The following is a 13,298-nucleotide window of genomic DNA, read 5'->3' as shown; positions in this document are numbered from 1 at the left end:
TGCCCGCGACGCGTCCGGCGGCTGGCACGGGCCGGGCACAGCTGCCCGGATCGGTCCGAACGCGGCCGGAACGTACGATCGGTGGCGTAGGCCTCGCGCGGGTCCGTGTCCCGCCACCGCGCGACGAACTCGACAGGCTTCCCGGCGCTGAGCAAGACTTCGCGTTCATGAGACGACCGTGGCGGGGCGGCCCCGGGATCACACTCGCCGCGGCAATGATCCTGCCGCTCTCGCGGCTGCTGACCCGGCGGCGTTGGTCCGGTCAGGAGAACATCCCCGCTTCGGGTGGTGTCATCCTGGTCGCGAACCACCTTTCGACGGTGGACCCACCCCTGCTCGCGCACTATGTGTATGCCGCCGGGCGTAACCCCCGGTTCATGGCGACGAGCGAGTTGTGGGAGGTTCCGATCCTGCGCCATGTGCTGGCGAGTGCCGGCCAGATTCCGGTGTACCGCCGGGATCCGAGCGCGCAGGACGCCTTGCGCGACGCGATCGCCGCGCTGCGGGCCGGGCGGGCCGTGGTCATCTATCCGGAAGGTGGGATCACCACCGATCCGGACTACTGGCCGAGCAGGTCCCGCACCGGTGTGGCGAGACTGGTTCTCGCCACGGGCGCGCCGGTCATCCCGGTGGCCCAGTGGGGTGCACAACAGATCTGGGGAAAGGACCGCCGGCTGCGGCTGATCCGCCGCCCGGAGATCCGGATTCATGCTGGGAGAGCTGTGGATCTGGCCCGTTTCGCCGAACGGTCCCGCACGCTGCCTGGAAACGGGGCGACGGGCCGTGGCGATGCTGCCGGTGGTGAGGCCGCGGGCGTTGAGGCCGTAGACGTTGAGGTGGTGGACGGTGAGGCCACGGCTGGCGCGGCCGTGAGCGGTGAGGCCACGGCTGGCGCGGCCGTGAACGTTGGGGCCACGGGTGGTGCGGCCGTGGACGGCGGTGCCGACAGCGCGCGGCTGCTACGTGAGGTGACTGACGCGGTGATGGCGGATCTGCTCGTCGAGCTGGAGCGTCTGCGCGGCGAACCGTGCCCGCGGCGCCCCGGGCTCGATCAGGTCCTTCCCGTCCAGCCCGATGCCCCGGCCGATGCGTACCCGAACCCGAGCCGGGAGCTGGCGCAGCCCCGGGACCTGGCGCCCGGTGGTGGCGTCGGCGGGGATCCGGCGGCGCCGGGGGAGCGGCGGTGAGGCGCGCGGCGGTGCTCACCGCGGGTTCCTGGGGCACGGTCTTCGCGAAGGTGCTGGCCGACGCGGGAGCGCGCGTCACCCTGGTCGCCCGGGACCGGGAGGTCGCGGACTCCATCAACGGCCGTCATGTGAACCCCCGGTACCTCGAGGGCGTCCGGCTTCCCGACCAGGTGCGCGCCACGGTGCGGCCGGAACAGGCGTTGCGTGACGCCGACCTGGTGGTGCTGGCGGTGCCGTCGCACGCGCTGCGGTCCTGCCTGCTCGACTGGGCGCCGATGGTGGGGCCGGGGGCCGTCTACGTCAGCCTGATGAAGGGCATGGAAGCTGTCACCAGCCACCGGATGAGCGAGGTGATCGCGCAGACGGCCGGCGTGGGCCCCGATCGCATCGCCGTCGTCAGCGGCCCCAACCTGGCGCGCGAGATCGCCGTCGAGCACCCCGCCGCCACCGTGGTGGCGAGTTCCTCGGCGGCCACCGCGCACCAGGTCCAGAGCGCCTGCTGGACGCCCTACCTTCGGCCCTACACCAACGGCGACGTCGTCGGCTGCGAGCTCGGCGGGGCGGTGAAGAACGTGATCGCCCTCGCGGCCGGGATGCTGGAGGGCATGGGCTTCGGCACCAACAGCCAGGCCTCGCTGATCGCCCGCGGGCTGGCTGAGACGATGCGGCTCGGCGCCGCGCTGGGCGCCGAGCCGATGACGTTCGCCGGGCTCGCCGGGCTCGGTGACCTGGTCGCCACCTGCGGATCCCCGCTCTCCCGGAACCGGACCTTCGGTGAGCGGCTCGGCCGTGGGATGACGTTGGAGCAGGTACTGGCGCAGCAGCTCCAGGTTGCCGAGGGTGTGCGGTCCTGCCGGCCGCTGCTGGCGCTGGCCGAAGGCCTCGGGGTGTCGATGCCGATCACCCGCCAGGTCGAGCGGGTGCTCTACGAGGGCCTGCCACCGCTGGAGGCCGTCAAGGACCTGATGAGCCACGAGCCCGGCCCCGAGTACCGCCCCCGCTAGCAGCGGGGCGGTACTGCCGTTGCCGCTGCGAGCCGCTGCTGCTGCCGGCGACCAGGGTCTGAGGATCCTGGTCGCCGGAGTGCCCGTCGCGAGATCCCGAGCCTCGGGCAGCCGTTGCCACCGAGCAGGCGTTGAGGATTTTGGTCGTCAGGACAACCAAAATCCCATGATCTTCAGGCGGCGATCTCGGTCGTGCCCACTCCTACGCCTGGTCAGGAGGCCGTGGCCGGCGGCGTGGGCCGGACGGCGTCCGCGGGCCGGGTCTCGATCAGGGCGCCGATCGAGCGTAGCTTCCCGACCGGGTCCTCGTAGCCGCGTTCCAGGAAGCGGGTTCCGCGGATCAGGCTCGACCCCTCGGCGACCAGGGCGGCCATCACGTACGCGAAGCCGGCCCGCAGGTCGGGAATCTCCAGATCGGCGGCGCGCAGCGGGGTCGGCCCGCTGACGACGGCCGAGTGCTCGAAGTCCCGGGAGGCGAACCGACAGGCCTTGCCGCCGAGGCAACTGGTGGACAGCGCGATGTCGGCACCCATCTCGTTGAGCTGGCGGGTGTAGCCGAACCGGTCCTCGTAGATCGTCTCGTGGATGACCGACGCACCCTTGGCCTGGGTGAGCAGCACCGTCAACGGCTGCTGCCAGTCGGTCATGTAGCCCGGGTGGACGTCGGTCTGCACATGGGTGGCGGTGAGCTCACGTGCCCGGTAGAAGGTCAGGCCGTGCTGGCTGACCTCGAACTCCCCGCCCAGGCGGCGCAGGTGGTTCAGGAACGTCGCCACGTGCTCCTGGCGTGCTCCCACGACGTCCACCCGGCCGTTCGTCGCGACCGCCGCGGCCGCGAAGGACGCGACCTCGATCCGGTCCGGGATCGGGGCGTGGTGCGCGCCGTGCAGCGCCTCGACGCCCTGCACCACGATCGTGCGGTCGACCTCGACATCGACCAGTGCGCCCATCTGCTGCAGGAAAAGGATCAGGTCGATGATCTCGGGCTCCACCGCGGCATTGGAGATCACCGTGGTGCCCTTGGCCCGGACCGCGGCCAGCAACAGGTTCTCCGTGGCCCCGACGCTCGGGAACGGCAGGGTTACCTGCGCCCCGTGCAGGCCGAGCGTCTTGACCTCGACGGACCGGAGCTGCTCGATGATCTCGGCACCCATGGCGCGCAGCCCGACCAGGTGGAAGTCGACCGGGCGCTTGCCGATGCGGCACCCGCCGGGGAGCGGGACGACGGCCTCACCCACCCGGTGCAGCAACGGACCCATCATCAGGATGGGAATGCGGTTGACGCCGGAGTAGGCCTCCGAGAGGGAGGCGTCGACGATCGTCGGTGTCGCCACCCGCACCGTCTGCGCGTCCAGCCATTCGACCTGCGTCCCCAGCTCCGCCAGCATGCCGAGGACGACGTCCACCTCGACGATGCGCGGGACCCTGGTGAGGGTGCACGGCTCCGGAGTGAGCAGGGTGGCGACGAGGAGCTTGGTGACCGAGTTCTTGGCTCCGGAGACCTCGACGGAGCCGGTGAGCGGTGCGCCGCCGGCGATCGTGTACCAGTGCGGGTCCGGGAAGGGGTGCCTGCCGGCAGCCGCGCCGGGGCCGGAAACGGTGCTGTCGCCCGAACCCACGGGAGTGGTCAGACCGGAACCGGTTTCCCTCACGAGGTGCCTCCACGGCGATGGGTCGGATGTGCCAGAATGCAAGGTTCGTCACATCTGATGGTGCGTCGCGCTCTGCTGTGCGCCTGGTACTTGAAGTCGGGGAGATTCAATCAGACGACGCCATTGGCCTCACGGGCCCCGCCGGCTTGGTCTCGCGGGTGGGGCCGAGGGCCTGGGCCGGCCGCCGGGTCAGGTAGGCGTGGTCCACCGGGCCGATGCCCGCGCCGAGGGGGAAGCCCGCGGCGAGCGCCCCGGTCACGTAGGTCTTGGCGGCCCTGACCGCGGAGGGTACGTCATCACCGCAGGCCAGGCGGGCCGCGATCGCCGAGGCGAGCGTGCAGCCGGTGCCATGCGTGTGGATGCGGGGCAGCCGAGGAGAACGCAGCTCGTAGCTGGCTGAGCCGTCGGTGAGCAGATCGACCGCGTCGCCAGGCAGGTGGCCGCCCTTGACGAGCACCCAGGTGGGCCCGAGGGCCAGTAGAGCGTCGGCGGCGCGGCGCAGGCCCGTCTCGTCGACGACGTCGACGCCGGTCAGCAGTCGCACCTCGTCCAGGTTCGGGGTGACGATGGTGGCGCGGGGCAGCAGCTCGCGACGCAGGACGTCCACCGCGTCGGTGGCCAGCAGTGGGTTGCCGTGCTTGGAGACTCCGACCGGGTCGACGACGCTCGGCACGGACATTCTGGCGAGCTCCTGCGCCACGGTCTCGACGAGGGCGGCGGAGGAGAGCATCCCCGTCTTGACCGCGTCCAGGCCGATGTCCTCGGTGACGGCGCGGATCTGCGCCCGGACCGCCTCGGGAGGGAGGTCCCAGACGCCGTGCACGCCGACCGAGTTCTGTGCGGTGACCGACACAACGGCGCTCATGCCATGCACACCGAGTGCGAGCATCGTCTTCAGGTCCGCCTGGATGCCAGCGCCGCCGCCGGAATCGGAGCCGGCGATGGTCAGCACCCGCGGCGGGGCGGCATCCGGCGGTACTGCTGGGGTCATGCGTGGGGATCCTCACAGTGAGGGCCAAAGCGGGCGTAAGAGGCCTGGAACGGCCGAGTTCGCCGCCCGTGGAGTGCGGTTCCTCCGCGCCAGTCGGGCGATCAGAGCAAATTCCTCGCCTCAGACCCTCTCATCCGGCCCGTTTGCCTGTTACCTTCTGTCAGCCCGTGTCTGCTCGACGGGCTGTCGACGTCCGACGAGGGAGCGTCTGTGGTACACGCGTATATCCTTATCCAGACTGAGGTCGGCAAATCGGCGGCGGTGGCCAAGGAGATCGAGCAGATCCCGGGGGTCACCCAGGCCGAGGATGTCACCGGTCCGTACGACGTCATCGTCCGCGCGCAGGCGTCGAGCGTAGACGACCTCGGCAAGCTGGTGATGTCCCGGGTCCAGTCGGTGGACGGCATCACCCGAACGCTGACATGTCCGGTGGTCCACTTCTGAGGGCAGGCTCCCCAGGGCAGCGAGACTGCCCGTCACCAGGGTTCCCCGGGCCCGTGGGGCCGGAGGAGAGCGCGTGACAGGGAGGCCGCGGCTTCGTCTGTTCCGCCTCGCCGGTCCACTCGTCGTCGCCGGGGCGGTGTTCGTTTCCTGCGGTGGTCCGGGCCCGGTTTCGATCACCGGGGCACCGACCCCGGCGGTCGGAGACCAGGCGGCCTGCGCCGCGCTGATCGCGGCGCTGCCCGATTCGCTCGGCGCAGACCTGGATCGCCGGGAGGTGAAGCCTCCCGTCGCCAACGCGGCCGCCTACGGAGCGAAGCCGGATGCCGTTCTCACCTGTGGTGCGACAGGTGTCGCGGCCAGCTACCAGCCGACCACGGTGCTTTCCGCGATCGACGAGGTCGGCTGGTTCACCGAGGCCCTCGGTGACCGGATCAGGTACTCGACGCCGACCAGGACCCCCCAGGTGGTGCTGACACTGCCGGCGGACGAACAGGCCTTCGAGGTCCTGGTCGCGCTGGCGCCAGCCGTGCGGGAGCACACCGAGCCCACCGCGGGCACGGAGGGTTAGCCGAAGAGCGGCGGTCACGATCGGCACGAGGCGCGCCGACCAGCACCGTCGCGCTGAGACCTCGGTGGTGGCCCACCACCGAGGTCTCAGCGCAGGCCGGCACCATCGCGCAGGGCCAGCTGGACGAGGCGGTCGGTGAGGGCGGCGAAGTCGAGGCCGCTGGCCGCCCACACCTGCGGGAACATCGAGGTCGAGGTGAACCCGGGCATGGTGTTGACCTCGTTGAGAACGATGTCGCCCGCGGGCGTGACGAACATGTCGACACGGGCCAGGCCGGCGCAGTCGAGGGCCTCGTAGGCAGCTGTCGCCGTGGCACGCACCCGTTCGGTGAGCTCGTCGGGCAGCTGGGCCGGTACGTCGAGGCGAGCCCCGTCGGAGACGTACTTGGCCTCGAAGTCGTAGAACCCCGCAGACGACGTCACGGTGATCTCGGCGGGCACGCTGGCCTCGGGCCCGGAGCCGTCGAGGCGGTCCAGCACACCGCATTCGATCTCGCGGCCGACGATCGCCGCCTCCACGAGCACCTTGGGATCACTGGACCGGGCGGCCTTGAACGCGGTGTCGAGATCCGCCCAGGCATCCACCCGGCTGATGCCGATGCTGGAGCCGCCCCGTGCGGGCTTGACGAAGACCGGCAGCCCGAGCCGCTCGCGTTCGCTCTCCGGGAGCGTCTGCCCGGGCCGCACGACCGTGTAGGGGCCGACGGGCAGCCCGCTGGCGGCGAGGATGCGCTTCATGTGCTGCTTGTCCATGGCGGTGGCGCTGGCGAACACGCCGGAACCGACATAGGGCAGGCCGCTCATGTCCAGCAGGCCCTGGACGGTGCCGTCCTCGCCGAACGGGCCGTGCAGGAGGGGGAAGACGACGTCGACGGTCCCCAGATCGCGCAGCGGCGAGGACGGGTCGGACACGAGCAACCGGGGCCTGGTCGGATCCGGGGTGAGCGTGACCTCGATGCCGTCCGCCGCGTTCACGGTGGGCAGGTCCGCGCTGACGGCGGTGAGGACGGGACTGTCCTCGGGTAGTACCACCCAGCGGCCCTCGGGGTCGATGCCGACCGGAATCACGTCATAACGGGACCGGTCCAGAGCCCGCAGGACTCCGCCGGCCGACACACACGAGATGGCGTGCTCGGTGCTACGCCCGCCGAACAGCAGGACGAGTCGAACCCTGCGAGTGGAGGCTCCCATGCCGGGACAGTAACGGATGCCATCCGGCATCGCACGAAGGACCCCGGGGGTGCCTGCGGCCCGCATGATGCCGGGTGAGATCCGTGTCGGACCGGCGAGCTGGCCTGTGCCAGCCCAGCCGCGATCCGTCACCGGAAGGAGCCGTGACGCACCAATGTGCTCGGCCGCGATCCGCGACCGGAACCGGACGGTCGCGCGCCGTGACGCGCGCCCGTCGGAGTTTCGGCCGCGGTCAGCCGCGGGTGACCTTGCCCGCCTTCAGGCACGAGGTGCAGACGTTGAGCCGCTTGGGGGTGCGGCCGACCATCGCACGAACAGTCTGGATGTTGGGGTTCCAGCGACGGCGGGTGCGCCGGTGGGAGTGGGAGACCGACATGCCGAAGCCCGGCCCCTTGCCGCAGACGTCACACACCGAAGACACGAGAACACTCCGTCAATCACGATGGCCGGGAGTCACCGACCGCTCTAGCCTGTAGTCGACTGTGAGGCTACCCTAGCCGCGCCGTTCCGGGTCGCCGTGGGCCGCGCAGGCCGGGCCCCTGGAGCAGGTCGGCGCCTGCCGCGGCGTTGCGCGGGGTGGGCCTGCGTCCAGGTGTCGGCGTCCCCGTGAGCTGTCGGCAGCCGAGAGTGTCGGTGGCGCGGTGCACTATCTGAGGTGTGCTCGATCTGGACACGCCGCTCAAGAGTGTGTTGGGCGCGAAACACGCGTCGCTGCTAGCGGACGAACTCGACCTGGCGACCGTCGGCGACCTGTTGAACCATCTGCCGCGGCGCTATCACGAGCGCGGGGAGCTCACCGACCTGGACGGTCTTGTGGTCGGTGAGATCGCCACGGTCCAGGCGCGGGTGACGAAGGTGGTGAAGCACAAGCCCCGGGCGGACTGGAACACCAACAACCGCCGGCGCGAGAGCGGCCGCACGGAGATCACCGTTACCGACGGCCGAGGTGAGCTCTCCCTCGTCTTCTTCAACCAGCAGTGGCGTGCGAAGGCACTCACGCCCGGTACCACGGCGTTGTTCGCGGGCAAGGTCGCCGAGTTCCGCGGCCGCCGTCAGCTGATCCACCCGGAAGTGCACATGATCGACGGGCCGGACTCCGACGACGACGCGGGCGATGGCCAGCTCGGCGTGGCTGGTGGCCAGCTCGGCGAGCTCGGCGTGGGCGAGGGCGGCGATGATGTCGCGGGTGAGCGCGGTGAGCGGTCCTCGGCGGTGGCCGACTTCGCCGGCGCGCTGGTCCCGATCTATCCGGCCACGGCGAAGCTCACCAGCTGGAAGATCGCCCGTTGCCTGCGGCTTGTCCTCGACTCGCTCGGTGGGCTGACCGATCCGCTGCCGGAGTCCGTCCGTTCCCGGCACCGGCTGGCGGGCCTGGCGCGTGCCTACCAGCTCATCCATCGGCCCGGCACCCGCGGCGACGTCGCCGTCGCCCGCACCCGGCTCAAGTGGGACGAGGCCCTGGTCGTCCAGATAGCGCTGGCCCAGCGGCGGCGGCGGGTGGAGCTGGTCGCCACCCAGCCCCGGCCGGGCCGGGCCGGCGGGCTGCTCGACGCGTTCGACGCGAGCCTGCCGTTCGCTCTCACCGACGGCCAGCGGGAGGTCAGCGAGACCATCGCCGCGGAGCTGGCGAAGGCCGTCCCGATGCACCGCCTTCTGCAGGGGGAGGTCGGTTCCGGCAAGACGGTGGTGGCGGTCCGGGCGATGCTGCTCGCAGTCGACTCGGGCGGCCAGGCGGTTCTGCTGGCCCCCACCGAGACCCTCGCGGCCCAGCACCACCGGAGCCTGCTCAGGCTGCTCGGTGACCAGGCCCGGGCCGGCGAGCTCGGGGTGAGCGGCCCGGCGACGCGGGTCGCGCTGCTCACCGGGTCGATGCCCGCGCGGGCCCGGCGGGACACGCTCGCCGCGATCGCCGACGGGAGCGTCGGTCTCGTCGTCGGCACGCACGCGCTGCTGGGTGCGGGCGTCACCTTCCACGACCTCGCGCTGGTCGTGGTCGACGAGCAGCACCGGTTCGGCGTCGAGCAGCGTGACGAGCTTCGTTCCCGCGGCCGACGCCCACCGCACCTGCTGGTCATGACGGCGACCCCGATCCCGCGAACCGTCGCGATGACCGTCTTCGGTGACCTTGAGGTCTCCGTCCTGAACCAGCTTCCGTCCGGGCGTTCGCCGATCTCCACGTTCGTGGTGCCGGCGGTGAACACCGTGCTGATGAGCCGGATGTGGGGGCGGGTGCGGGAGGAGGTCGCCGCGGGGCACCAGGCGTACGTGGTGTGTCCTCGGGTCGGTGAGGGCACGGCGGGCGCCGGGGATCCGGCGGGAACGGAGGAGCCGGCGCCTCCGGAACCGGGCGAGCCGGGTGAGCCGGGTCAGGCGGGTGGCCAGGGGCCGCGTGACGGTGGTGAGCGGGTCGGCGCCACGGTCGCGCAGACGTTGCCCCGGCTGGTGGCGGGTGAGCTCGCCGGGTTGCGGGTCGAGGGCCTGCACGGGCGGATGCCCGCGGCGGCCCGGGACGATGTGATGACCCGCTTCGCCGCGGGTGAGGTCGATGTTCTCGTCGCGACGACGGTGATCGAGGTCGGTGTGGACGTGCCGAACGCGACCGTGATGATCATTCTTGATTCCGACTGGTTCGGCGTGTCCCAGCTGCACCAGCTCCGCGGCCGGGTGGGGCGGGGCAGTGCTCCGGGCATCTGCCTGCTCCAGACCTGCGTCGACGCCACGGCACCGGCCGCCGAGCGGCTGCGGGCGGTCGCCTCCACCTCGGACGGCGCCGAGCTGGCGCTGCTCGACCTGGCCCAGCGGCGGGAGGGTGACGTGCTGGGCGCGGCCCAGTCGGGTGGCCGGCGCTCCCTGCGTCTGCTCGAGCTGCTGCGGGACGAGGATCTCATCCGGTCGGCGCGAGAGGAGGCCGGGGCCATCGTCGCGGCGGATCCCGAGCTGCGGTCGCTGCCCGCGCTGCACCGCCTGCTTGCTGACGCCCTGGACGAGACCAGCGCCGCCTTCCTGGAAAAGGGCTGATCCTCGGTGAACCTTTTCCGCAGCTCGAAGACCTGAGGAATCGGGTCGTTCTTTCGACCACGATCCTCAGATCTTTCACGGCAGCGGCGGAAGCCCGGAGCCACCGCTCGAAAATCCGAGGTTCTGGTCGTTGTGGCGGCCAAAACCTCGGGTCCTGCTCAGTAGCAGAGGCAGCCCGAAGCCCGGGATTCTGTTTCGGGATCATCGAACATCGACGATGGAAAAGGTTCAATGACACGGATCGTGGGCGGCAGTGCTGGAGGGCGTCGCCTCGAGGTGCCACCGGGCACCGGCACCAGGCCGACCTCCGACCGGGCGAGGGAGGGCCTGTTCAACACCCTCGGCACGCTGGTCGATCTGACCGGCGCCCGGGTGGCGGACCTGTACGCGGGTTCGGGCGCGGTCGGACTGGAGGCGTTGTCCCGTGGCGCGGCACACGCCCTTCTGGTGGATCGTGACGCGGGTGCCGCCCGCATCCTGCGCCGCAATGTCGAGGCGCTGGGCCTGCCCGGGGCCGAGGTGGTGCGCGCCGCGGTCGCCCGGGTGGTGGAGGTGCCGCCGACCGCTCCCTACAACGTGGTCTTTCTCGACCCGCCCTACGCCCTGGCCGACGCCGAGCTGGGCGTCGTGCTCGGCCGGCTGGCGAGCGGCGGATGGGTGGCCGCGGGGGGCGTCTGCGTAGTCGAACGCGCTGCTCGGAGTGGGCCTGTGGCCTGGCCCGACGGGCTTGTGGCGCTCCGTGAGCGCAGGTACGGAGAGGGGGTCCTCTGGTACGGTAATCGATCATGAGGAGGGCAGTCTGTCCCGGATCGTTCGACCCCATCACCAACGGTCACCTCGACATCATCGTGAGAGCCAGCCGGCTCTTCGACGAGGTCGTCGTCGCCGTTCTGATCAACAAGTCGAAGGCCAACCTGTTCACTGTCGATGAACGGATGGATCTCATCCGGGAGGCGGTCGCCGCACATCCGGCCGCACCGACCAACATCATCGTCGAGTCGTCACATGGCCTGCTCGTCGACTTCTGCCGGGTGCGCGGCATTCAGTCGATCGTCAAGGGTCTGCGTGCGGTGAGTGACTTCGACTACGAGCTTCAGATGGCGCAGATGAACCATTCCCTGGCGGGTGTGGAGACGCTGTTCATGAGCACCAATCCGCAGTACGCGTTCCTTTCGTCGAGTCTGGTCAAGGAGGTGGCGCGGTACGGCGGCGACGTCTCCGGGCTGGTTCCCGACGTCGTGCTCAAGGGTCTGCGGGACCGTTCCGGCCTGTAGCTGTGTTCCGCTCGCGGGCCCGCGCCTACACGGGCCCGCGAGCCCGTCGCCGGATGGCGTCGAGTCGCTACCCGACGTCGAAGTAGGACTTCTGGGGCATCGTGGTCTGACCGTGTGCGTTAACGGAGTGTCGCTACTGGGTGATTCGTCGGCTGGTCGTAACCTACCGCTCATGGATGATCTCGCTGAGCGCCTCGATCTGATCATCGTCTTGGTCGAGGGGGCGCGGGCGATGCCGCTGTCGGCGTCCTGCGTGCTCAACCGGGCCGAGCTGCTGGAGGCTCTGGAGGATCTCCGGGCGCGGCTGCCCGAGCGGCTGGCCGATGCCGACCGGGTCCTGCTGGAGAGCGAGGCGATCATCGACGACGCGCATCGGCGGGCCGCGGCGATAGTCGCCGACGGTCGCCGGGAGGGCGCGCGGCTGGCCTCGGGCAGTGCCGTGGTCGTGCGGGCTGAGTCCGACGCCGCGGCGATCATGGCTGCCGCCCGTCAGGCCTCGGATGACATGCGCAGCCAGATCGACTCGTATGTCGACGGGAAGCTGGCCGGTTTCGAGGAGCTGCTCGACCGCACCCTGGCGTCGGTGGCCCGAGGCCGGGAGCGGCTCGCGTCGCGAGGTGCGGTCGCGACCGCGGCGGCCGTCGGTGCGCCCGGTCATCCGGCCCCGGCCGGTGCGGTCCCCGTCCACGCGGGTGCGGTTCACGCGGGTGCGGCAGCCGACGAGCCGGAACGGCCGATGGCTGGCGACGTCGTCGACCGCGAGGGCGGCGAGCCGTCAGGGCTCTCCCGGATGTCCTATGGCGGCCCGGGCGCCGCCTTCGCCTCCGGAGCCGAGCGTTGGGCCGGTGTCCCGGCGGCCCGCGGTGGCATGACCGGTCATGTTCGTCTGACCTCGGCCTGACCTTTCGGGCTGCCTGCCCCACGGTGCCGGAGCGCCGATCGGGGGGAGTGGGCGCGATCGGATACGCTGGTAGTCCGTGCCCGGTGACGTGGGTGCGTAACTTCCGACCGGGCCTGGTTCGCTTCATCCCGGGTCGGGCAGGCCGGCGGTCAGCCGGTCCGCTCTCGCTGGCCTGCGTCAGCGGTCGGGAGGATCAGGGTGGGTGATCTCTGTGCTGGATCCGAGGCAGTTCGGTCGGTATCGGTACGATCGGCCTCCCGCCCCCAGGTCAGTCCCGTAACGACCGTGACGTGAGAACATCTGCTGTGACCGCCATGACCACACAACGAGCCCGTCGGCGTGCCCCCCGGGGTCCCTATGTGCTCGACACCCGTGAGCTCGGCCGTAGGCCGGGTTCACTTCGTCGTGTCGAGACCACGATTGTCCAGCCGTCCGACTTCGGCACCGAGATTCTGCGCGTGCCCGAGGGTGCCGCTGTGCGGCTCGACCTGCGGCTCGAGTCGGTCATGGAGGGGGTCCTGGTGAGCGGCGTGGTGACCGCGCCGTTGGCCGGGGAGTGCGCCCGCTGCCTGGAGGAGGTCACGGACACGACGTCCGTCGACATCAGGGAGCTGTTCTACTACCCCGAGCGGGCCGTCGAGACCGAGGACGAGGGCGACACCTGCGTCCTCGTCGAGGATCATGTCGACATCGAGCCGGTCGTTCGTGACGCGGTGGTGCTCAGCCTTCCGCTGTCACCCCTGTGCCGGCCGGACTGCGCAGGCCTGTGCGTCGACTGCGGCGCTCGTCTTGACGAGGTCGGTCCGGACCATTCCCACACCCGGCAGGACCCGAGATGGGCGGCGCTGTCCGGTCTCGCCCAGGATCCCGCTATCACCGAGAACAAGGAGAAGGACTAGTGGCCGTCCCGAAGCGGCGCACCTCGCGCAGCAACACCCGGTCCCGTCGCGCGCAGTGGAAGGCCAAGGTGCCGACGCTCGCGAAGTGCTCGCGCGGGCACGTCATCCGTCCGCACACGATGTGCACGACCTGCGGCCGCTACAACGATCGCCAGGTTCTGGACGTCTGA

Annotated in this window: 14 protein-coding genes; 10 read left to right on the top strand and 4 right to left on the bottom strand. The window is 70.8% G+C overall.

Annotation, left to right across the window (positions count from 1 at the left end):
- The first annotated feature begins 167 nt into the window (after positions 1-167).
- Positions 168-1,187, top strand: coding sequence for a 1-acyl-sn-glycerol-3-phosphate acyltransferase (locus tag ACG83_RS05700; RefSeq protein ID WP_235497677.1), 1,020 nt, complete (start codon positions 168-170; stop codon positions 1,185-1,187).
- Positions 1,184-2,191 carry an NAD(P)H-dependent glycerol-3-phosphate dehydrogenase gene (locus ACG83_RS05695; protein WP_198955743.1) on the top strand — a complete coding sequence of 336 codons (1,008 nt, stop codon included), beginning with the start codon at positions 1,184-1,186 and terminating at the stop codon, positions 2,189-2,191. The genes ACG83_RS05700 and ACG83_RS05695 overlap by 4 nt, the downstream gene beginning before the upstream one ends.
- Before the next feature lie 212 nt (positions 2,192-2,403).
- On the opposite strand, the gene murA is transcribed toward ACG83_RS05695, so the two are convergent.
- Entirely contained in the window at positions 2,404-3,843 is a 1,440-nt protein-coding gene (gene murA / locus ACG83_RS05690; RefSeq protein ID WP_054565017.1) for a UDP-N-acetylglucosamine 1-carboxyvinyltransferase, read from the bottom strand.
- A gap of 106 nt (positions 3,844-3,949) precedes the next feature.
- Positions 3,950-4,834, bottom strand: a complete 885-nt coding sequence (gene thiD / locus ACG83_RS05685) for a bifunctional hydroxymethylpyrimidine kinase/phosphomethylpyrimidine kinase (protein ID WP_054565016.1) — start codon at positions 4,832-4,834, stop codon at positions 3,950-3,952.
- A 210-nt stretch (positions 4,835-5,044) separates the two neighbouring features.
- Between thiD and ACG83_RS05680 the strand changes: the two genes are divergently transcribed.
- Both ACG83_RS05680 and ACG83_RS05675 read left to right on the top strand, forming a co-directional pair.
- Complete coding sequence (locus ACG83_RS05680) at positions 5,045-5,278, top strand: Lrp/AsnC family transcriptional regulator (RefSeq protein ID WP_006545173.1); 234 nt, start codon at positions 5,045-5,047, stop codon at positions 5,276-5,278.
- Between the two features lie 73 nt (positions 5,279-5,351).
- Positions 5,352-5,846, top strand: coding sequence for a DUF3515 family protein (locus ACG83_RS05675; protein ID WP_054565015.1), 495 nt, complete (start codon positions 5,352-5,354; stop codon positions 5,844-5,846).
- An 86-nt stretch (positions 5,847-5,932) separates the two neighbouring features.
- On the opposite strand, the gene ACG83_RS05670 is transcribed toward ACG83_RS05675, so the two are convergent.
- Both ACG83_RS05670 and rpmB read right to left on the bottom strand, forming a co-directional pair.
- A complete protein-coding gene (locus ACG83_RS05670) occupies positions 5,933-7,036 on the bottom strand; it encodes a D-alanine--D-alanine ligase family protein (protein WP_054565014.1) in 1,104 nt (367 codons plus the stop codon).
- Positions 7,037-7,268: 232 nt separating this feature from the next.
- The gene (gene rpmB / locus ACG83_RS05665) at positions 7,269-7,457 is read right to left on the bottom strand and encodes a 50S ribosomal protein L28 (protein WP_006545176.1); all 189 of its coding nucleotides are present in this window, start codon (positions 7,455-7,457) and stop codon (positions 7,269-7,271) included.
- A 236-nt stretch (positions 7,458-7,693) separates the two neighbouring features.
- Between rpmB and ACG83_RS05660 the strand changes: the two genes are divergently transcribed.
- The 6 genes from ACG83_RS05660 (at position 7,694) to rpmF (ending at position 13,298) form a co-directional block, all read left to right on the top strand.
- Positions 7,694-10,054, top strand: coding sequence for an ATP-dependent DNA helicase RecG (locus ACG83_RS05660; protein ID WP_054565013.1), 2,361 nt, complete (start codon positions 7,694-7,696; stop codon positions 10,052-10,054).
- Positions 10,055-10,285: 231 nt separating this feature from the next.
- On the top strand, positions 10,286-10,843 hold the full coding sequence (gene rsmD / locus ACG83_RS05655; RefSeq protein ID WP_054565012.1) for a 16S rRNA (guanine(966)-N(2))-methyltransferase RsmD: 558 nt from the start codon (positions 10,286-10,288) through the stop codon (positions 10,841-10,843).
- Positions 10,840-11,328, top strand: a complete 489-nt coding sequence (gene coaD / locus ACG83_RS05650; protein WP_054565011.1) for a pantetheine-phosphate adenylyltransferase — start codon at positions 10,840-10,842, stop codon at positions 11,326-11,328. Before rsmD ends, coaD begins: the two co-directional genes overlap by 4 nt.
- Before the next feature lie 172 nt (positions 11,329-11,500).
- On the top strand, positions 11,501-12,229 hold the full coding sequence (locus ACG83_RS05645; RefSeq protein ID WP_054565010.1) for a hypothetical protein: 729 nt from the start codon (positions 11,501-11,503) through the stop codon (positions 12,227-12,229).
- A gap of 314 nt (positions 12,230-12,543) precedes the next feature.
- Entirely contained in the window at positions 12,544-13,128 is a 585-nt protein-coding gene (locus ACG83_RS05640; RefSeq protein ID WP_006545181.1) for a DUF177 domain-containing protein, read from the top strand.
- Entirely contained in the window at positions 13,128-13,298 is a 171-nt protein-coding gene (rpmF, locus tag ACG83_RS05635; RefSeq protein ID WP_054565009.1) for a 50S ribosomal protein L32, read from the top strand. The genes ACG83_RS05640 and rpmF overlap by 1 nt, the downstream gene beginning before the upstream one ends.

It is taken from the genome of Frankia sp. R43 (genome assembly GCF_001306465.1).
In the GTDB taxonomy this organism is placed as follows: domain Bacteria; phylum Actinomycetota; class Actinomycetes; order Frankiales; family Frankiaceae; genus Parafrankia; species Parafrankia irregularis.
The sequence above is the reverse complement of the archived record's forward strand: the minus strand, read 5'-3'. Positions and strand labels throughout refer to the sequence as shown.